The sequence below is a fragment of the Caballeronia sp. INML3B genome (assembly GCF_023631305.1).
Classification (GTDB): Bacteria; Pseudomonadota; Gammaproteobacteria; order Burkholderiales; family Burkholderiaceae; genus Caballeronia; species Caballeronia turbans.
In genome coordinates, this window is the sequence record NZ_JALQDI010000059.1 from 25,079 (window position 1) to 45,517 (window position 20,439).

Consider the following 20,439-nt stretch of genomic DNA (forward strand, 5'->3'; position numbering starts at 1 on the left):
AACCTTTCGAGCGGTCGATCGGCAGTGCGCTCTGAACGATGTCTTGCGCACGGACGCTTGCATGTTTCACATCGTCTAATGACTGTCTGAAAGAAGAGGTTCGACGGCAACATGTATTTCCCGGCACGAAGAAAATTCATGACCCTGGCACTGGCAGCATGCGTGGGTGGCGTGGTCGCGAGTCGCGCGTTCGAGCGCGATGGCGAGCGGGCGGATGGCATCGCCTATGGCAAGGCGCAACGCGAGCGGCTCGACGTCTATGCACCCGAATCGCGCGCGCGCGCGAACCTTCCCGTGGTCGTGTATTTCTACGGCGGCGGCTGGCAAAGCGGGCATCGTTCGGATTCGCGCGACATTGGGGAGGCGCTCGCCGAGCATGGCATCGTGACGGTAGCGCCGGATTACCGCATTTATCCGGACGTCGTTTTTCCGGGCTTTCTCGATGACGCCGCCGCGGCCGTGCGCTGGGCGCGCGATCACGCGGCCGAATTCGGCGGCGATCCCCGGCGCATCTTCCTGATGGGTCATTCCTCGGGCGCGCACATGGCCGCGATGCTCGCAACCGATCCGCGCTATCTGGCCGCGCAGGGCATGGCGAACACGTCGCTTTCGGGAATGATCGGACTCGCAGGCCCATACGCCGCCATCCCGACGAGCGACCCTCACATGGACGAGATCTTTCCGGCGGCATTGCGCCAGAGCGCGCTGCCCATCGCGTTCCTTTCGGGCGACAAACCGCCGATGCTGCTCGCCGCGGGCACGGCGGATACCGATGTCGATCCGCGCAACAGCGATCGTTTCGCCGACGCGTTGCGCGCGCATCACGACGCCGTCGTCCTGAAAAAATATGCGGGATACGGCCACGATACGATCATCAAGTCATTCTCGGCGAAGCGGCGCAAGGACTCGCCCGTTCTCGCCGATGTCACCGCGTTCATCGACGCACACTGAGCACATGGCGGTCTCCGAGCACAGAAATAAACTTTGACAAAATCTGACTTTGCAGTAAAGTTACGTGCCATGGCGGTTCGCCGCACCGGAGAACAGGCATGGACCATTACACGCCCGAAAACTTCACCCTCACCCAGAGCGTCGGTTTCGCCGTCAACAAGGCGCGCAACCTTCTGGCCGCGGAACTCGACGCCGCCCTGAAAGATCTCGGCATCACCGCGCAGCAAATGGGCATTCTCATGTCCATGCGCGGCGGCGAGACGCAGACGCCGTTCGAACTGTCGAAACTGCTCGGCATCGACACGGGCCTCATGACGCGCATGCTCGACAAGCTCGAAGACAGAGGCCTGCTGCAACGCACGCGCAGTCTGGAAGATCGCCGCGTCGTGAATCTCACGCTGACGCGGGCCGGCGAGAAAATCGCGGAGGAATTGCCGCATATCGCGCCGGTCGTGGTGAACAGGCGTCTCAGGAAGTTCACCAAAAGCGAGTTTCAGGAATTCCGCCGGCTGCTGAACAAGTTTCTCGAAGACTGAGCGCGCGGCGCAAGGCGTCCGCGCATTTTTTCTCCATTTATCTGACGAGTCAGAAAATGAAAAAGCAACTAAATCGCCGTACGTTCGGTTTGCGGGTCGCGAGAACCGGCGTCACGCTGATGTTCGCCGCTGTGCTCGCGGCGTGCGCGAACTATTCCGGCATCCATAGCGACAAGGCATTGGCGCAGCCGCAAGACTACGCGACGCAGCAGAGCCTGCCCGCCGGCGAGGGCCGCTGGCCGGCGTCCGACTGGGCCGATCAGTTCGGCGATGCGCAACTGCGCGCGCTGCTCGACGAAGCACTCGCCGGCAGTCCGACGCTCGAACAGGCGCGCGCCCGCATCGCGGCGGCGTCGGCGTATAGCGAAACCGCGAAGGCGGGCACGCTGCCGCGCGTCGATGCGTCCTACTCCTACACGCGCCAACGCTATTCCGAGAACGCGCTCGTGCCGCCGCCGTACGCCGGTTCGTGGCAGTCGGAGAACAAGGGGCTCCTGTCCGCTTCCTACGATCTCGATCTGTGGGGCAAGAACCGCGCGGCGCTCAAATCCGCCGTGTCGCAAGAGCAGGCGAGCCGGGCCGATTCGGAGGCGGTGCGGCTCGCGCTCGACACGTCCATCGCGCGCACGTACAACCAGCTCGCGCGGCTCTATGCGTTGCACGACATCGCGCAGAACGAAGTCGACGAGCGCGAAAAGATCATGCGTATCACCGCGGGCCGCATCGCCAACGGGCTCGATACCGAAGTCGAACGCAAGACCGCGGAGGCCGACCTCGCATCGAGCCGTTCGGCGCTGTCCGCGCTCGATGGCCGCATCGTCGTGACGCGCTATCAGATCGCGGCGCTGCTAGGCAAGGGTCCGGACCGTGGCTTGTCGCTCGCGCGTCCGCAGCTCGGCATCGGCGATGAAGTGCGTCTGCCCGGCAATCTGCCCGCCGACCTCGTGAGCCGCCGGCCGGATATCGTCGCGGCGCGCTGGCGTGTCGGCGCAATGACGCACGACATCAAGGAGGCGAAGGCGGAGTTCTATCCCGACATCAATCTGAGCGCATCGCTCGGACTCGACGCCTTCGGTTTCGGCCGGCTGCTGACGGCAGCGAGCCGGACGATGTCGGCGGGCCCGGCGATCCATCTGCCGATCTTCGACGGCGGCGCGCTGCGAGCACAACTCAAGGATCGCTACGCCGAATTCGACTATGCCGTCGCGACCTATGACCAGACGCTCGTCACCGCACTGAGCGAGGTCGCCACGAACCTCTCGCAGATCCGCTCGACGGATGCGCAACTCGTCGATGCAAACGTCGCCCAAGACGCCGCGCACGGCGCGCAACAACTGGCGCTCACGCAATATCGCGCGGGCCTCGCGAATCAGTTGACGGTGCTGAACGCGCAGACCAACGCACTCGCGGCCGACCGCGCGGTCGCGAATCTGAAGATGGACCGGCGCGATCAGCAGATCGCGCTCGCGGCCGCACTGGGCGGCGGCTATACGGATACATCAGCCGATGCGCTCGCCGCGCGCTGATCGACAAACAGGGAACCGGAGCACCGACATGAGCGACATCACCACCACCGAACGCACGGACGCGAATCAATCGCCATCCGACACGACGACTCGCCCCCGCAGCAAGCGCAAGCTGCTGCTCTCGCTGCTCGCGGCGGCCATCGTGATCGGCGGCGCGGGCTGGGGCGGCTATTACTACACGACGGGCCGCTTCTTCGAATCGACCGACGATGCGTATGTCAGCGGCAATCTCGTGCAACTGACGCCTCAACTGAGCGGCACGGTGATTGCCGTGAACGCCGACGACACGCAGATCGTCCATCAGGGCGCGCCCGTCGTCACGCTCGACGCCGCCGACGCGAAAGCCGCGCTCGCCAATGCCGAAGCGAATCTCGCGCAAACGGTACGGCAAGTGAGCAGCCTGTACGTCAACAACGCGTATTACGCGGCGACGGTCGCGCAGCGCCAGTCCGATCTGACGCGCGCGCAGGCGGACCTGAAGCGCCGCATGGCGGTCGCCGACACCGGCGCGGTCTCCGTCGAAGACATCGCTCATGCGCGCGATGCCGTGAGCGCCGCGCAGGCCGCGCTCGACGCCGTGCGTCAGCAATCCGAGGCGAATCACGCGCTGACCGACCGCACGTCGATCGAACGCCATCCGAACGTGCAGGCCGCCGCGGCGAAGGTGCGCGACGCGTGGCTCGACAACGCGCGCAACACGCTGCCCGCGCCGGTGACGGGGTACGTCGCGCGCCGCTCGGTGCAGGTCGGCCAGCGCGTCGCGCCCGGCACGCCGCTCATGGCAATCGTCCCGCTCGACGGCGTCTGGGTCGATGCCAACTTCAAGGAGGTGCAGCTCGCGCATATGCGTATCGGCCAGCCGGTCACGCTGACCGCCGATGCGTACGGCTCGAAGGTGAAGTACCACGGCCATGTCGAAGGTTTTTCGGCGGGCACGGGCGCGGCCTTCGCGGTGCTGCCCGCGCAGAATGCGACCGGCAACTGGATCAAAGTAGTGCAGCGTCTGCCGGTGCGCATCCGGCTCGATCAGCGCGAACTGGACGCGCATCCGCTGCGCATCGGCTTGTCGATGCAGACGGAAGTGGAGACGCGCGATCAGTCCGGCACGCAGCTCGGCGCGGCATCGACGACTTCGTATCGGACCGATGTCTTCAGCCACTACGGCGCCGAGGCGAACGCGGAAATCGAACGGATCATCGCCGGGAACGTGACGGCTCATTGACGCGCATTTTTTCGTCGAAATATCTGACAGGTCAGTCATTAACGAATCAGGTAATGCCATGAACCCGACCACGCAACCCGCGCCGCTGCAAGGCGGCAAGCTCGTCCTCGCGACACTTGCCGTCGCGCTCGCGACCTTCATGAACGTGCTCGACTCGTCGATCGCCAATGTCGCGATTCCGACGATCGCGGGCAATCTCGGCGTCTCGGTCGACGAGGGCACGTGGGTCATCACGCTGTTCGCCGCCGCCAACGCCATTTCGATTCCGCTGACGGGCTGGCTCACGCAGCGCGTCGGCCAGATCAAGTTGTTCGTCTGGGCGATCCTGCTGTTCGTCGTGTCGTCCTGGTTGTGCGGCATGGCGCCGAATCTGCCCGTACTGCTCGCGGCGCGCGTTCTGCAAGGCGCGGTGGCCGGCCCGCTGATTCCGTTGTCGCAGGCCATTCTGCTCGGCTCCTATCCGAAGGAGAAAAGCTCGACCGCGCTCGCACTCTGGGCGATGACCGCGACCGTGGGCCCGATCGCAGGCCCGGCGCTCGGGGGCTGGATCACCGACAGCTATTCGTGGTCGTGGATCTTCTACATCAACATTCCGGTCGGGCTGTTCGCGGCGGGCGTGACATGGGCGATCTATCGCGAGCGCGAAACGCCGGTGAAGCGCGTGCCGATCGACAAGGTCGGGCTGATCTCGCTGATCGCGTGGGTCGCGTCGCTGCAGATCATGCTCGACAAGGGCAAAGACCTCGACTGGTTCAATTCGCCGGTGATCGTTGCGCTGGGCGTTTTCGCGCTCATCAGCTTCGTGTTCTTTCTGATCTGGGAGCTGACGGAGCGAAACCCCGTGGTCGATATCAAGCTGTTCGCGGGGCGCAACTTCCTGGGCGGGACCGTCGCGATTTCCGTCGCGTATGCGGTGTTCTTTTCGAACCTCGTGCTGCTGCCGCAATGGATGCAGGAATATCTCAACTACCGTTCCGTCGATGCCGGCCTCGTCACCGCGCCGCTCGGCATCTTCGCCGTGATCCTCGCGCCGGTGATGGGCAAGCTGATGCCGCGCTCAGACGCCCGGGTGCTCGCCACGCTCGCGTTTCTCGGTTTCGCCGCAGTGTTCTTCATGCGCTCGCACTACACGACCGGCGTGGACACCTTCACGCTCGTCGTCCCGACACTGCTGCAGGGCATTCCGACCGCGCTCTTCTTCGTGCCGCTGACGGCCATCATCCTGTCCGGCCTGCCGCCCGCGAAGATACCGGCGGCGGCGGGCTTGTCGAACTTCGTGCGCGTGTTCGCGGGCGCGGTCGGCACATCGCTCGCGAGCACGGGCTGGAATGACCGGACCATCCTGCATCACTCGCAACTCGTCGAGCAGGCGAGCGTGCATAACCCCTTGTTCGTCGATGCGATCGCTTCGGTGCAGAGCACGCTCGGCGGCAGTCCTTCGCAGGCGCTGGCGTTCTTCGAGCGTTCGTTGACGGCGCAGGCCGCGATGCTCGGCCTCAACGACATCTTCTGGCTGTCCGCGGTGATCTTCATCGCGATCGTGCCGCTCATCTGGCTGACCAAGCCGGCCAAGGGCACGGGGGCGGGCGCGGCAGGCGCTGGCGGGCACTGAGCAGTGGCGCGGGATCAGTGCTCGCCGCGAAAGACTGTTCGGCGAGCAGCCTCGCTTCGATCATCGAGGGGACACGCGCCGATACGGTGGACTGCGAAAGCCCGATGCGTCGAACGCGGCGTGCGCCTGTAAATGTCGCGTGATTTTCTCCGCTATCAACTCTCAATATCCGGGACGACCCGAATTGCCGGGGATGAGACGCCCGTCCTACTATCAAATCCCGCTGCCATCGCGGCCCGAGGTACCCCCGGGTTACACGTCCTGAAGCGCGCGCTGAAATCATGCGCGCCCCGCCTTCAGCCGACGCAAACCTACATTAGTTATTCGAACAATCGGGAGACAGGTATGCTCAGCGCACACGAATTCGCAACGCTCATGCTAGTCAAGGATGCCGCCGACCAGATCGGCGACCGCCACGAACTGGACACGCTTCTCGAACGTCAGCTCATCGCGATGGAGCAGCTCGTGAGCGGCGCACGGCTGCCTCGCATTACCGAAGACGGCGATCTGCTGCTGCGTGCGGTGCGGCGTCTTCATTGAAGTGTCGCGTGGGGCCCGCGTCATAGGCCTGATCGACGCTCCCCCGCGCGAATGCGCTGCGGGCCGGCAAGCAGCCGGCGTCATTCCCTGTCCCACGCCGCCGTGAGCGTCGCTCGTGCGTCGCGGCGGCATCCATGGGAGCGAGTCAACGCTGCGGTGCGCCCTCCCACGCGGGCAGCGTCGCACCGTGATACACGCTCAGAATCGACGAGGCGACATTGGCCTGCTGATAGCTCTCGACCAGGGCCTTGACCCACGGCGCCTGCGCATCCTTCGCATTCACCGCGATGAAGTTGCGATACGGATTGTTCGGCACCTTTTCCTGCGCGATGCGTTCCTGCGGAATCTTGATGCCGGCCTTGATCGCCCAGTCGGTGTTGACGACGGCCGCGTCGAGATCACCGATCGCGCGGCCGACGATGCCCGCATCCAGTTCCTTGATCTGCACGTGCTTCGGGTTGCTCGCGATATCGCGCGCGGTCGGCAGCAGGCCGACATTGTCCCGCAGCTTGATCACGCCGTTGGCCTGCAACAGCAGGAGCGCGCGCCCTTCGTTGCTCGGGTCGTTCGGCACGCCGATGGCCGCGTTCTGCGGCAGCGCATCGACTGATTTCCATTTGCGCGAATACAGGCCGATCGGCTGCACATAGGTGTAGCCCACGGGCACTATGTCGTAATGACGGGCCTGGATCTGCGCATCGAGATAAGGCTTGTGCTGGAACGAGTTGGCGTCGAGGTCGTGCTGCGCGAGCGCTTCGTTCGGCTGCGTGTAGTCGGCGAAGGTCGTGACCTTCACCGTGATGCCGTGCTTTGCGGCATTGGCGGCCACGGCGCGCCACACATCCTCGTCTTCGCCGGACATGATGCCGACGCGCACGGTCTGATTCGCCGCGAGCGACGGTTGCGCGCTCACGACGCCGCACGCGAGCAGGATCGAGAACAGAGTGGCTTTAAATGAATGCTTGATCTTCATGATGCACACGCATGCTGATGGAGGGAAGCGTGATGCTAGAGGCGCCGCGCGTGCACGACAAATAATATCGGGCACTATCGATATGCGTGACGAAGGAGGTTCGCGGCGAGCACTATCGATAGCACGATTTCTCATTTAGCCGCACAGGCGCGCGTTGTTAACATCGTCGGCGTGGGCATCGATAAAGATGCTTTTTTGAACGAGGAACAACGCATGTCCGACCGAAAGAACACGCCCTTCATTCCCGCGCGTCGCCGCACGCTTTTCACGCTCGCCGCGCTCGGTGCGGGGCTGTCGGGCGGACTCGCCGGGCGCATCGCGCAGGCCGCCGATGCGCCGAAGACCTTACGCATCGGCTACCAGAAGTACGGCAACTTCGTGGTGCTCAAGGCGCGCGGCTCGCTCGACAAGCGTCTCGCCGCGCAGGGCGTCAACGTGCAATGGCTCGAATTTCCCGCCGGGCCGCAACTGCTCGAAGGGCTCAACGCGGGCGCGGTGGATATCGGCACGGTGGGTGAAACGCCGCCGATCTTCGCGCAGGCGGCAGGCGTCGACTTCGTCTATATCGGGCACGAGCCGCCCGCGCCGCACGCCGAGGCCATCGTCGTGCCGAAGGATTCGAAACTCCAGTCGGTGGCGGAATTGCGCGGCAAGAAAGTCGCGCTCAACAAGGGATCGAACGTTCATTATCTGCTCGTCGAGGCGCTCAGAAAATCGAACCTGACGTGGTCCGACATCCAGCCGGTCTATCTCGCCCCCGCCGATGCGCGCGCCGCGTTCGTGCAGGGCAGCATCGACGCATGGGCGATCTGGGATCCGTATCTCGCCGCCGCCGAGAAGCAGGCCAGCGCCCGTCAGCTCACCGACGCGAGTGGGCTCGTGCGCAACGTGCAGTACTACCTCGCGACGCGCAAGATCGCCACGGCGCAGCCGCAACTCGTGCATGCGGTGCTCGAAGAACTGGATCAGGTCGATCGCTGGGCGCGTGACAACGTGCCGGCCGTGGCCGCGCAACTGTCTCCGCTCGTCGGGCTCGATACGGAGATCATCGAAACCGCGCTCAGGCGCACGTCATACGGCGTGCAGGCGATCGAGCCGGCCACGCTCGCTTATCAGCAGCAGATCGCCGATACCTTCACCGGGCTCAAGCTGATCCCGAAGAAGCTCGACGTGACCGAGGCGCGCTGGAACGTCGCCTGATCGCGGTTCCGGCGTTAGCACGATCGCGCATATCCTTCACGCGAAACGTTGGTTCGGCTGCGCGCGGTGCGTCGTTAGACTCGTCGGAGCGCCGCTGCCATCGCGCGCGGCAAGCACTCTTTCAACATACGACGAACAGACGAGGCAGATTCCGCGATGAATGTTTTCTGGTTCATTCCCACTCACGGTGACAGTCGCTATCTCGGCACGTCGCAAGGCGCGCGCGCTGCGAATTACGATTACTTCCGCCAGATCGCGGTAGCCGCCGATACGCTCGGCTATGAAGGCGTGCTCCTGCCCACGGGCCGTTCCTGCGAGGACGCATGGGTGGTCGCGTCGAGCCTCATTCCCGCGACGAGGCGCCTCAAGTTTCTCGTCGCGATCCGTCCGGGCCTGAGCTCGCCGGGATTGTCGGCGCGCATGGCATCGACATTCGACCGGCTTTCGAACGGGCGTCTGCTCATCAACGTCGTGACGGGCGGCGATCCGAACGAGCTCGCCGGCGACGGCGTCTTCCACGATCACGACACGCGCTACGAAATCACCGACGAATTCCTCACCATCTGGCGCGGCCTGCTCGAACAGTCGCACGACAACGGCAGCTTCGATTTCGACGGCAAGCACCTGCAATCGCAAGGCGGCAAGGTGCTCTATCCGCCGGTGCAGAAGCAGCACCCGCCGCTGTGGTTCGGCGGTTCGTCGGCGGCGGCGCATGAGATCGCGGCGAAGCACATCGACACGTATCTGACATGGGGCGAGCCGCCCGAGGACGTCGAAAAGAAGCTGGCCGACATTCGCCGCCGCGCCGCCGACGAAGGCCGCACGATCAAGTTCGGCATTCGCCTGCATGTGATCGTGCGCGAGACGGAGCAGGAAGCATGGGCGGACGCTGACAAGCTCATCAGCAAGCTCGACGATGAAACCGTTCGCCGCGCGCAGGCGCAGTTCGCGAAGATGGATTCGGAAGGCCAGCGCCGCATGGCCGCGTTGCACGGCGGCAACCGCGACAAGCTCGAGGTGTATCCGCATCTGTGGGCGGGCGTCGGGCTCGTGCGCGGCGGCGCGGGCACAGCGCTCGTCGGCAATCCGGAGCAGGTCGCCGGCCTCATGAAGCAATACGCGGAACTCGGCATCGACACCTTCATCCTGTCGGGCTATCCGCATCTGGAAGAGTCGTATCGCTTCGCCGAACTGGTGTTTCCGCTGCTGCCCGGTCGGCAGCGCGAACAGGCGAGCGGGCCGCTTTCGGGGCCGTTCGGTGAAGTCATCGGCACGTCGGAGCTGCCGAAGGTATCGGCATCATGACGCTGAATTCCATCGCTCGCCGCGCGCTGCCGTGGCTCGTGCCGGTGCTGATCCTGATCGCATGGGAAAGCGCCGCGCGCACGGGCGGGCTGTCATCGCGCGTGCTGCCCGAGCCGCTCGCGGTGGTGAAGGCGGCGTGGTCTCTGATCGAATCGGGCGACCTGTGGGCCAATGTCAAGGTCAGCGCGGGCCGCGCGCTCGCGGGCTTCGCGATGGGCGGCGGCATCGGCTTCGTGCTCGGTCTGGCGACCGGTCTCTTCAAGCCCGCCGAGGTCGCGCTCGACTCGACCGTGCAGATGATCCGCAACATCCCCGCGCTCGCGATGATTCCGCTCCTGATCCTGTGGTTCGGCATCGGCGAGGAAGCCAAGCTCGTGCTGGTCGCGCTGGGCGTGTTTTTTCCGGTCTACGTCAACACGTATCACGGCATCCGCTCGGTCGATCGCGATCTGATCGAGATGGCGAAGAGCTACGGGTTGTCCGGCTTCGCGCTGTATCGGCATGTGATCCTGCCGGGCGCATTGCCGTCGATTCTCGTCGGCGTGCGCTTCGCATTCGGCCTCATGTGGGTGATGCTGATCGTCGCCGAGACGATTTCCGCGCAATCGGGCATCGGCTACATGACGATGAACGCCCGCGAGTTCCTGCAAACCGATATCGTCGTGGTCGGCATTCTGCTCTATGCGCTGCTCGGCAAGGTCGCCGACATGGCCGCGCGTGCGATCGAACGCGCGACGCTGCGCTGGCATCCGGCCTATCAAACGAAGGCGCAATCATGAATCTCATCGACATCGACACACTGGCGCCTGCGTTCAGGCGCGTCGACACGCAAACGCCGCACGCACGCGCGCCATTCGCGGGGCGCGACCTCGCCGTCTCGCTGCGTGGCGTGGAGAAGCGCTTCGGCGAGCGCCGCGTGCTGGATCAACTGGATTTCTCGATCGAGCGCGGCAGCTTTGTGTCGATCGTCGGGCGCAGCGGCTGCGGCAAGTCGACCTTGCTGCGGCTCGTCGCCGGTCTCGATCGGGCGACGGCCGGCGTCGTGCAGCGCCATGCACCGGCGGCGGCGCGCGAACTGCAAGTGCGCATCATGTTTCAGGATGCGCGCCTCTTGCCGTGGAAGAGCGTGCTCGACAACGTGATGATCGGATTGCCGCGCAGCAAGCGCGATGACGCCCGCGCGACGCTCGCCGAAGTGGGTCTCGCCGAGCGAGAGAAGGACTGGCCGTCGCGACTGTCGGGCGGGCAGCGTCAGCGTGTGGCGCTCGCGCGGGCGCTCGTGCATCGGCCTGATCTGCTTCTGCTCGATGAGCCGCTCGGCGCGCTCGATGCGTTGACGCGCATCGAGATGCAGGGGCTGATCGAGCGCCTGTGGCGCGAGCACAAGTTCACCGCGTTGCTCGTGACGCACGATGTGCAGGAGGCGGTGTCGCTCGGCGATCGCATCGTGCTGATCGATGCAGGGCGCATCACGCTCGATACGGCGGTGTCGTTGCAAAGGCCGCGCACGCGCACGGCGCCCGGCTTCGCCGAACTGGAAGAGCAGGTGCTTTCGCGCGTGCTTCAACGTAGCTGACCGTGCGGTGCGCGCTTTGCGCGAGCGCGGGCCGCACTATGCATCCAGCGGCACCGCGCTGACGCACTTCAATTCGTCGAGACACACGCTCGACTTCACACCGCTCACGCCGGGAATGCGCATCAGCGTGTCGAGCAGAAACTCCGACAGGCCCTTCAGGTCCCGCGCGATCACCTTCAGCATGTAATCGATATCGCCGGTCACGGCGAAGCATTCCTGTATCTCCGCGAGCTTGCCCACGACGCTCTTGAATTTCGCCAGATCGCGCACGTGGCCGCGCTCCATCGTCACCTGGATGAAGGCCACCACGCCGAAGCCGAGCACCTGCGCATCGAGCCGCGTCTCGTAGCCCTTGATGACGCTCAGTTCCTCCAGCCTCCGATGACGCCGCAGCGTCTGCGCGGGCGACAGATTGATCGCTTCCGCCAGCTCGAGATTGGAAATGCGGCCGCGAGACTGCAGAATCCCGAGCAAACGCAGGTCGATACGATCGAACTCGATAGTCTGCAATTTTCTTTCTCCTATATCCTCAATGACGAAATCCGGATGCGGAAACTAGGGTTTGTCTGCGCGTCGTAGGAAATCATATTGTGGCGTAACAAATTTACACTGATTCCCCTAAATCGAGCGGGGACGTCCGAGGTCGGAGGCGTCCGGAATTCACCGCAGCACACAAGGAGAGAGACACGTGGCACATGAGGGAAAAGGCACGCTCAAGCGCGGCCTGAAGAACCGTCACATTCAGCTGATCGCGCTGGGCGGCGCGATCGGGACCGGGCTGTTTCTCGGCATTGCGCAGACGATCAAATCGGCGGGACCGTCGGTGTTGCTCGGCTACGCGATCGCGGGCATCGTCGCATTTTTCATCATGCGTCAGCTCGGCGAGATGGTCGTCGACGAGCCGGTTGCGGGTTCGTTCAGCCACTTCGCGGACAAGTACTGCGGGCAATACGCGGGCTTTCTGTCGGGCTGGAATTACTGGGTGCTCTACATTCTCGTGTCGATGGCCGAGCTTTCGGCCGTCGGCATCTATGTGCAGTACTGGTGGCCGGGCATCCCGACGTGGGTATCCGCGCTCGTGTGTTTCTGCTTGATCAACGCGATCAATCTCACGAGCGTGAAGTCGTATGGCGAGCTGGAGTTCTGGTTCGCGATCGTGAAGGTGGTCGCGATCGTCGGCATGATCGGCTTTGGCGGCTATCTGCTCGTCTCGGGCAGTGCGGGACCGGAAGCGAGCGTCACGAACCTGTGGCGTCATGGCGGCTTCTTCCCGAACGGCGTCTCCGGTCTCGTGATGGCGATGGCCGTCATCATGTTCTCGTTCGGCGGGCTGGAGCTCGTGGGCATCACCGCGGCTGAAGCGGATGACCCCACGCACACCATTCCGCGCGCGACCAATCAGTTGATCTACCGCATTCTGATTTTTTACGTGGGCGCGCTCGGCGTGTTGCTTTCGCTGTATCCGTGGCAGAAGGTCGTGACGGGCGGCAGCCCGTTCGTGCTGATCTTTCATGCGATGAACAGCAACTTCGTCGCGCATGTGCTCAATGCGGTGGTGCTCACGGCGGCGCTGTCCGTCTATAACAGCGGCGTGTACTGCAACAGCCGTATGCTCTACGGTCTCGCGCAGCAAGGCAACGCGCCGCGCGCGCTGCTCAAGGTGAACAAGCGCGGCATTCCGCTGATCGCGCTCGGCGTTTCCGCCATCGCGACGGCCGCGTGCGTGCTCATCAACTACCTGATGCCCGGCAAGGCGTTCGAGTTGCTGATGGGCCTCGTCGTATCGGCGCTCATCATCAACTGGGCGATGATCAGTCTTATCCATCTGCAATTCCGCCGGGCGAAGGCGCGTGCCGGTGAGACGACGGTGTTCAAGAGCCTTGGCTATCCGCTTACAAACTATCTGTGTCTTGCGTTCCTTGGCGGCATTCTCGTGGTGATGTGCATGATTCCCGATTTGCGCATTTCGGTGTATCTGATTCCGGTTTGGCTCGTCGTGCTGGGCGTGGGGTATGCCGTTCGCAATCGTCGTCGCGCGAGTGCGGCGTTGTCGCGCGTTTGAAGGGGGCCGTCATGTTCGAACACATCGAAGCCTATCCCGGCGATCGGATCCTTTCGCCGCCGGCTGCCGCGTGCCGCATGCCGGGCAGGGTAAGGTGAATCGGCATGCGGGGAAGGAAGACTTCGCATGCAGCGCGTCGAAGAACCCGCCAATCCCTAACACGGCTCTAGCTCTTCTCTTTCGCGCTCCCGAGAACCAAATGCGCGAGCGTCCCCAACACAATGCCCCAGAACGCCGACCCCAGCCCCAGAAAACTCATATTCGAAGCCGTCGCGAGAAACGTAATGAACGACGCTTCGCGATGCGCCTCATCCTTCACCAGCCCGACGACATTGGCCACGATCGCACCCAGCAACGCAAGACCCGCGAGCACGGCAACGAACGCATTCGGCAGCGCGCCGAACAGCATCACGACCGTTCCGGCGATGCATCCGCCCACGAGATAGAAGAGTCCGTTCGCGATCCCGGCGACATAGCGGCGCGCCGGGTCGCGATGCGCATCGGGTCCGGTGCACAGTGCCGCCGTGATCGCCGCGATGACGATCGTGATGCCGCCCGAGAACGCCACCAGCATCGACGCGAGGCTCGTCGTCATGAGGACCGGCCGCGTCGGCGTGTGATAACCGGAGGCGCGCAAGATCGCGAAGCCGGGCAGGAACTGACCCGTCAGACTGACGATGACGAGCGGCACCGCGAGACTCACGACCGACTGCCAGGTCCACGTCGGCATCATGAATACGGGGCGCGTGAGATGGAAGCTGACCGACGAAAAATGCGTCAGGCCGAGCGCCACGGCCAGCGCGACACCGGATGCCAGAACCAGAATCAGGCAATAGCGCGGCGCCCATCGGCGGAAAACGAGGAAGCTCGCCAGCATGCCGAGCGCGAGCCAGGGCGTGACGGCAACAGACTTGAACAGGCTGGTGCCGAACTGAAACAGGATGCCCGCCATCATCGCGCAGGCGATGCCTTTCGGTATGCGCTCGACGATCTGGTCGAACCACCTCGACACGCCGAGCACGAAGATGCATGCCCCCGCGACGAGATACGCGCCGATCGCCTCGCTCACCGGCATGCCGGGGAACAGCGTGACGAGCAAAGCCGTGCCGGGAGCGGACCAGGCCGTGATGATCGGCTGCTTCAGCCACAAGCTCAATGCGATGCCCGAGACGGCCGCGCCCATCGAAATGGACCATACCCAGGACGCGATTACATCGTTGCCGACATGCGCCGTATGCGCGGCCTGAAAGAAGATCGCGAGCGGCCCCGCATACGAGATGATGACCGCAAGCAATCCGGCGCTCACCGCCGCCACGGACCCGCTACCCTTCGGCGCGGCCGACATCAAACCGGGTTCCGTGTCGCGCTTCATGAAATCCTTTCGCCGATTCAGCGGATGGACGAAGGATGACGCGCGAGCGCGGTCACTTTCATCGTCATATACGCAAACAAGGGCAGGCCCGAGAGGATGGTGTGCAGTTCATCGTGCGAATCGACATCGAAGACGCTGTAGTTCGCATACTCGCCGACGATGCGATGCAACTGCTGCCATTTGCCTTGCCGTTGCAGTTCCTGAGAGTACTCCTTCTCGCGCGCCTTGATTTCATCGGCCTTCGCGGCGGGCATGTCGTGCGGCAGGTGTACGTCCATTCTTACGAGATAAAGCATGTCGTCCTCGGATCAGGTGTTGAGTGTGAGCGTTCAGGCGCGTTTGTCGCGGCGATAGAACGCGAGCTTTTCTTCATCGATCTGCAGACCGAGGCCCGGGCCTTCCGGCATGTGCAGGTCGAAGTCGCGATATTGCGGGCGCGCCGTGACGATGTCGTCCTTCAACAGCAGCGGCCCGAACAGCTCGGTGCCCCATGCGAGTTGCGGTAGCGCGCTGAAGCCATGCGCCGATGCAATCGAGCCGATGCTGCCTTCGAGCATCGTGCCGCCGTAAAGCGACACGCCCGCCGCATCGGCGATGGCGGCCGTGCGCATCATCCCGTAGATGCCGCCCGACTTCGCGATCTTCAGCGCGAACACGTCGGCGCATGCATGACGCACGAGTTCGAGCGCGTCTTCCGGTCCCGTCACCGCTTCGTCGGCCATGATCGGCACGATGAAACGCGCCGCGAGCCGCGCGAGCGCTCCGCGCTGCTCGCGCGGAGTCGGCTGCTCGATGAGATCGATGCCGGCCGCTTCCAGCGCTTCGATGCCGAGCGCCGCATCGGTTTCGCTCCAGGCCTGGTTCACATCGACAGTGACCTTGGCGCGGTCGCCGAGCGCGGCCTTGATCTTCGCTACATGCGCGACGTCATCGCGAACGCTGCGCCGGCCGATCTTCAGCTTGAACGTGTTGTGACGACGTTCGGCCAGCAACATTTGCGCTTCTTCGATATCGCGCTGGGTATCGCCGCTCGCGAGCGTCCAGAGCACGGGCAGCGTCTTGCGGACCGCGCCGCCGAGCAGTTCGGCTATCGGCACGCTCAGGCGCTTGCCCTGCGCATCGAGCAGCGCGGTTTCGATCGCGGACTTCGCGAAGCGGTTGCCGCGCGCGACCTTGTTCAGCCTGAGCATCGCGCCGTTGATGTTGGTCGCATCCTGTCCGACGAGCGCCGGCGCGAGATAAGTATCGATGGTCAGCTTGATGCCTTCGGGACTTTCATCGCCGTAAGACAGGCCGCCGATCGTCGTGGCTTCGCCAAGGCCCTCGATGCCGTCGCTCGTGCGCAGACGGACGATGACGAGGGTCTGGTGCTGCATCGTCGCCATTGCGAGTTGATGCGCGCGAATGGTCGGGAGGTCAACCAGGATCGCTTCGACGGAAGTTATTTGGGCGTTCATACCTGAAATGTCGGAATGGAAGGGTTGATGGAGTATTGCGCGCCCGTTTGCCGCCTGTCCAACACCGTTGACGTCTAGTGCCATACCCCCGAGGTATGACGCGCGTCATCGCCCCCGATCTGTGCGCGGCGTATAGACGATCCGCTCCTCCTCGTACAGCCGGTAGATGAGTTCGAGCATTTCCTTGATGTCGCGCGACTCGTCGAGCGCGCGCATGCTCATGATGATGGGCGACACGAGCGTCGGGTCGTCCAGTTCCTTGTAGCTCACGTCGTCGCGTTTCAGGCCGTAGACGCTGCTCGGCACGACGGAAATGCCTTCGCCCGCCGCGACGAGCCCGAGCGCGATCTGCAACTCGCGCACTTCATAGATCTTGCGCGGCGCGAGTGCGCGGTCCTGGAAGGCGGAGAGCACCTGATCCGCATAACTGGGGCGCGGCGCCTTCGGGAAGATGATCAGCGTCTCGTTGACGAGATCGCGCAGCGACAGCACGGGCTTCGCGAGCGAGAGCGGATGGCCGACCGGCAGCGCGACGATCATCTGCTCCTCGCGCAGAATCACGCGGCGGATGTTCGCATCCTCATGCCGAATGCGGCCGAAGCCCACATCGATGCGGCCGTCCTTGAGCGCGCGGATCTGGTCCATCGTCGACATTTCGTGAAGACTGAGCTCGACGGTGGCGTTCTCGTCCCTAAAGCGCCGGATGATCTTCGGCAGCATCCCGTACAAGGTCGAGCCCACGAAACCCACCGACAGACTCCGTTCGATATTGCCCACGCGACGCGTCATCGATTCGAGCTCCGCGGTCTGCGCGAGCAGCTGCACCGCGTGCGAATAGAAGAACTTGCCCGTCTCCGTGAGCTTGAGCGGGCGCGAGTTGCGTTCGAACAGTTGCACGCCTAGCGTCTCTTCGAGTTGCTGTATCTGACGGCTCAAAGGGGGCTGGGCGATATGCAGCCGCTGCGCGGCGCGCGTGAAATTCCGTTCTTCTGCCACCGCTACGAAATAGCGGAGATGTCGCAGCTCCATCTCTATACCTCCTGGATATGGCCCAATACTAAATCAGTGTTGGACTGGCCTTCTTTAGGTCCATTATCCTGCCTTCACGCTCTGTTTCAACACCCGACTATACCTTCCGAGCATATCTACACCGGTGCTGAAGCAAGGGTTAACCCCACCAGAAAATTGCGAGATTCAGGAGCAGACATGAGCATCGAAGTGTTCGATACGAAGGAAGTGCAGGAACTGTTGAAGGCCGCTGCCAATCTCGGGAGTCAGGACGGCAGCGCTCGCGCCAAAGAGATTACGCATCGCCTGTTGAGCGACCTGTTCAAGGCCATCGACGAACTCGACATGACGCCCGATGAAATCTGGGCTGGCGTCACTTACTTCAACAAGCTGGGTCAGGACGGCGAAGCTGCGCTGCTCGCCGCCGGCCTCGGTCTGGAAAAGTATCTGGACATCCGCATGGATGCCGAGGACCGCGAGGCCGATATCCACGGCGGCACGCCGCGCACCATCGAAGGCCCGCTGTATGTCGCCGGTGCGCCGGTGCGCGACGGCGTGTCGAAGATCGACCTCGATCCCGATGCAGACGCGGGTCCGCTCATCATTCGCGGCACCGTCACCGGCGCAAACGGCAAGCCCGTCGCGAATGCCGTGGTCGAATGCTGGCACGCCAACTCGAAGGGCTTCTATTCGCACTTCGACCCGACCGGTGCGCAGAGCGACTTCAACCTGCGCGGCGCGGTCAGGACGGGCGCCGATGGCACCTACGAATTCCGCACGCTCATGCCCGTGGGCTACGGCTGTCCGCCGCACGGCGCGACGCAGCAGCTGCTGAACGCGCTTGCGCGTCATGGCAATCGTCCCGCACACGTGCACTTCTTCGCGACCAGCGAGAACCATCGCAAGCTGACGACGCAGATCAATATCGAAGGCGATCCGCTCATCTGGGACGACTTCGCTTACGCGACTCGCGAGGAACTGGTGCCGCATGTCGTCGAAAAGACGGGCGGCACGGCGCTGGGACTCAAGTCCGACGCGTACAAGGAAATCGTGTTCGACATTCAGTTGACGCCGCTTGTGCAGGGCAAGGACAACCAGATCGTCCATCGCCCGCGCGCCGCAGCCGCTGCGTAACAGCGCGAAGCGCGCCTGAAGCGGCGACAACTCTGTCGCCGCCAGAATCTCTGCACCAATCATTCGACACCGATGCATGTGCTCCGTCACGGGAACGCGCATAGGGAGAACTCATATGTCCGCCATCACCGACAAAGCCAGTCAGCTCGACGAACTGCTGCAAACGGCCGTTCAGGACGACAAGGAAAGCGGCGTATTCCGCTGCCGCCGCGATATCTTCACGAACGCCGATCTCTATGAACTCGAGATGAAGCACATCTTCGAGAGCAACTGGGTATATCTCGCGCACGAAAGCCAGATCCCCAACAACAACGATTACTACACGACGTGGATCGGCCGCCAGCCCGTGGTCGTCACGCGCGACAAGACCGGTGAACTGCACGCGGTCATCAACGCCTGCGCACACAAGGGCGCGATGCTGTGCCGTCGCAAGCATGGCAACAAAGGCAGCTTCACGTGCCCGTTCCACGGCTGGACCTTCTCCAACACCGGCAAGCTGCTGAAGGTGAAGGACGAAAAGACCACCGAGTATCCGATTCAATTCAACACGCACGGCTCGCATGATCTGCGAAAAGTGCCGCGTTTCCAGAGCTATCGCGGTTTCCTGTTCGGCAGCCTCAATGCGGATTCGATGCCGCTCGAAGACTACCTCGGCGAGACGAAGGTCATCATCGATCAGATCGTCGATCAGGCGCCGAACGGACTCGAAGTGCTGCGCGGCAACTCCTCGTACATCTACGACGGCAACTGGAAGATGCAGATGGAGAACGGCTGCGACGGCTATCACGTCAGCACCGTGCACTGGAACTACGCCGCGACGATGGGCCGCCGCAAGGTCGAAGGCACGAAAGCGGTCGATGCCAACAGCTGGAGCAAGTCGGTCGCGGGCGTGTATGGCTTCGATCATGGCCACATCCTCTTGTGGACCCGGACGATGAATCCGGAAGTGCGGCCGGTCTACCAGCATCGCGAGGAGATCAAGGCGCGCGTGGGCGAAGTGCAGGCGGATTACATCGTCAATCAGACGCGCAATCTGTGCCTCTATCCGAACGTGTTCCTGATGGATCAGTTCAGCACGCAGATTCGCGTGGTGCGGCCGCTCGGTGTCGACAAGACCGAAGTCAGCATCTTCTGCTTCGCGCCGAAAGGCGAGAGCGCCGAGGACCGCGCGACGCGCGTCCGCCAGTACGAAGACTTCTTCAACGTGACAGGCATGGGCACGAGCGACGACCTCGAAGAGTTCCGCGCATGTCAGTCGGGTTATGCGGGCATCACGGCCATGTGGAACGACCTTTCGCGTGGTGCGCCGCTGTGGGTTCACGGTCCGGACGAGAACGCGAAGAACATGGGTATCAAGCCGCTCATTTCGGGCGAACGCAGCGAGGACGAAGGGCTTTTCGTCGTGCAGCACGAATACTGGGTGAACGTGATGCGTGACGCCCTGAAGAAGGAACAAGGGGAGGCACTGGCATGAGCTTCGATTACCAGAAAATCTGCGCGACGCTGTATCGCGAGGCGCGCCTGCTCGATGACCGTCAGTGGGACGAGTGGCTGGGCTGCTATGCGGAAGACGTCACGTACTGGATGCCCGCATGGGACGACGACGATCAGCTCACGGACGATCACGAGAGCCAGATCTCGTTGATGTATTACCCGGATCGCGGCGGACTCGAAGATCGCGTGTTTCGCATCAAGACCGAGCGCAGCGGCGCATCCATGCCCGAGCCGCGCACGAGCCACAACGTCACCAATGTCGAAGTGCTCGCCGAACGCGAGAACGAGGTCGACGTGCGCTACAACTTCGACACGCTCAATCATCGCTACAAGATCACCGACCATTTCTTCGGCACGATTTTCCTGACGCTGCGAAAGGCCGACGACATTCTGCTGATTGCGCACAAGAAGATTGTGCTTAAGAACGACTATATCCGTCAGGTGCTCGACGTCTACCACGTCTGATGCCCC

The 20,439-nt window shown here is 63.3% G+C and carries 19 protein-coding genes and 1 pseudogene; 14 read left to right on the top strand and 6 right to left on the bottom strand.

The annotated features are described in order from the left end of the window. Positions 1–138 precede the first annotated feature (138 nt). The 6 genes from NCS58_RS25905 (at position 139) to NCS58_RS25930 (ending at position 6,387) form a co-directional block, all read left to right on the top strand. A complete protein-coding gene (locus NCS58_RS25905; protein WP_250490618.1) occupies positions 139–951 on the top strand; it encodes an alpha/beta hydrolase in 813 nt (270 codons plus the stop codon). A 98-nt stretch (positions 952–1,049) separates the two neighbouring features. After that, positions 1,050–1,487: a MarR family winged helix-turn-helix transcriptional regulator gene (locus tag NCS58_RS25910; protein ID WP_061116272.1), complete on the top strand. Its 438-nt coding sequence runs from the start codon at positions 1,050–1,052 to the stop codon at positions 1,485–1,487. Positions 1,488–1,543: 56 nt separating this feature from the next. Next, complete coding sequence (locus NCS58_RS25915; protein ID WP_061116273.1) at positions 1,544–3,013, top strand: efflux transporter outer membrane subunit; 1,470 nt, start codon at positions 1,544–1,546, stop codon at positions 3,011–3,013. A 28-nt stretch (positions 3,014–3,041) separates the two neighbouring features. Next, on the top strand, positions 3,042–4,235 hold the full coding sequence (locus NCS58_RS25920; RefSeq protein ID WP_061116274.1) for an HlyD family efflux transporter periplasmic adaptor subunit: 1,194 nt from the start codon (positions 3,042–3,044) through the stop codon (positions 4,233–4,235). Positions 4,236–4,293: 58 nt separating this feature from the next. Then, on the top strand, positions 4,294–5,847 hold the full coding sequence (locus NCS58_RS25925; protein WP_061116275.1) for a DHA2 family efflux MFS transporter permease subunit: 1,554 nt from the start codon (positions 4,294–4,296) through the stop codon (positions 5,845–5,847). Between the two features lie 345 nt (positions 5,848–6,192). After that, positions 6,193–6,387, top strand: a complete 195-nt coding sequence (locus NCS58_RS25930) for a hypothetical protein (protein WP_035505105.1) — start codon at positions 6,193–6,195, stop codon at positions 6,385–6,387. 145 nt (positions 6,388–6,532) lie between these two features. On the opposite strand, the gene NCS58_RS25935 is transcribed toward NCS58_RS25930, so the two are convergent. Continuing rightward, positions 6,533–7,360, bottom strand: a complete 828-nt coding sequence (locus tag NCS58_RS25935; protein WP_061116276.1) for a MetQ/NlpA family lipoprotein — start codon at positions 7,358–7,360, stop codon at positions 6,533–6,535. 213 nt (positions 7,361–7,573) lie between these two features. Here NCS58_RS25935 and NCS58_RS25940 point away from each other — a divergent pair, with 213 nt between their 5' ends. From NCS58_RS25940 to NCS58_RS25955, 4 genes and pseudogenes are all read left to right on the top strand, one after another. Further along, entirely contained in the window at positions 7,574–8,560 is a 987-nt protein-coding gene (locus NCS58_RS25940; protein ID WP_086960749.1) for a sulfonate ABC transporter substrate-binding protein, read from the top strand. A gap of 156 nt (positions 8,561–8,716) precedes the next feature. Next, a complete protein-coding gene (gene ssuD, locus NCS58_RS25945; protein WP_061116277.1) occupies positions 8,717–9,865 on the top strand; it encodes an FMNH2-dependent alkanesulfonate monooxygenase in 1,149 nt (382 codons plus the stop codon). After that, on the top strand, positions 9,862–10,644 hold the full coding sequence (gene ssuC, locus NCS58_RS25950) for an aliphatic sulfonate ABC transporter permease SsuC (RefSeq protein ID WP_061116278.1): 783 nt from the start codon (positions 9,862–9,864) through the stop codon (positions 10,642–10,644). Before ssuD ends, ssuC begins: the two co-directional genes overlap by 4 nt. Continuing rightward, positions 10,608–11,438: pseudogene (locus NCS58_RS25955) on the top strand (ATP-binding cassette domain-containing protein); the annotation flags it as partial. The gene ssuC and the pseudogene NCS58_RS25955, both read left to right, overlap by 37 nt. 39 nt (positions 11,439–11,477) lie before the next feature. Here NCS58_RS25955 and NCS58_RS25960 read toward each other — a convergent pair. Then, entirely contained in the window at positions 11,478–11,951 is a 474-nt protein-coding gene (locus NCS58_RS25960) for an Lrp/AsnC family transcriptional regulator (protein WP_061116280.1), read from the bottom strand. A gap of 178 nt (positions 11,952–12,129) precedes the next feature. On the opposite strand from NCS58_RS25960, the gene NCS58_RS25965 reads away from it, so the two are divergent. Next, positions 12,130–13,503, top strand: a complete 1,374-nt coding sequence (locus tag NCS58_RS25965; RefSeq protein WP_061116281.1) for an amino acid permease — start codon at positions 12,130–12,132, stop codon at positions 13,501–13,503. A gap of 166 nt (positions 13,504–13,669) precedes the next feature. Here the strand turns inward: NCS58_RS25965 and NCS58_RS25970 are convergent, their stop codons facing one another. From NCS58_RS25970 to NCS58_RS25985, 4 genes are all read right to left on the bottom strand, one after another. Then, the gene (locus tag NCS58_RS25970) at positions 13,670–14,875 is read right to left on the bottom strand and encodes a benzoate/H(+) symporter BenE family transporter (RefSeq protein ID WP_061116282.1); all 1,206 of its coding nucleotides are present in this window, start codon (positions 14,873–14,875) and stop codon (positions 13,670–13,672) included. A 17-nt stretch (positions 14,876–14,892) separates the two neighbouring features. Beyond that, positions 14,893–15,171 (bottom strand): muconolactone Delta-isomerase, encoded by a 279-nt coding sequence (catC, locus tag NCS58_RS25975; RefSeq protein ID WP_061116283.1) that lies wholly within the window; start codon positions 15,169–15,171, stop codon positions 14,893–14,895. Between the two features lie 33 nt (positions 15,172–15,204). Further along, positions 15,205–16,332 carry a muconate/chloromuconate family cycloisomerase gene (locus NCS58_RS25980; RefSeq protein ID WP_061116284.1) on the bottom strand — a complete coding sequence of 376 codons (1,128 nt, stop codon included), beginning with the start codon at positions 16,330–16,332 and terminating at the stop codon, positions 15,205–15,207. 105 nt (positions 16,333–16,437) lie between these two features. After that, positions 16,438–17,361 carry a LysR family transcriptional regulator gene (locus NCS58_RS25985; protein WP_061116285.1) on the bottom strand — a complete coding sequence of 308 codons (924 nt, stop codon included), beginning with the start codon at positions 17,359–17,361 and terminating at the stop codon, positions 16,438–16,440. A 177-nt stretch (positions 17,362–17,538) separates the two neighbouring features. Between NCS58_RS25985 and catA the strand changes: the two genes are divergently transcribed. The 3 genes from catA (at position 17,539) to benB (ending at position 20,433) form a co-directional block, all read left to right on the top strand. Further along, complete coding sequence (catA, locus tag NCS58_RS25990) at positions 17,539–18,474, top strand: catechol 1,2-dioxygenase (protein ID WP_061116286.1); 936 nt, start codon at positions 17,539–17,541, stop codon at positions 18,472–18,474. Positions 18,475–18,589: 115 nt separating this feature from the next. Next, entirely contained in the window at positions 18,590–19,948 is a 1,359-nt protein-coding gene (locus NCS58_RS25995) for a Rieske 2Fe-2S domain-containing protein (RefSeq protein ID WP_061116287.1), read from the top strand. Next, positions 19,945–20,433 carry a benzoate 1,2-dioxygenase small subunit gene (gene benB / locus NCS58_RS26000; RefSeq protein ID WP_061116288.1) on the top strand — a complete coding sequence of 163 codons (489 nt, stop codon included), beginning with the start codon at positions 19,945–19,947 and terminating at the stop codon, positions 20,431–20,433. The genes NCS58_RS25995 and benB overlap by 4 nt, the downstream gene beginning before the upstream one ends. The last annotated feature ends 6 nt before the right edge of the window (positions 20,434–20,439 follow it).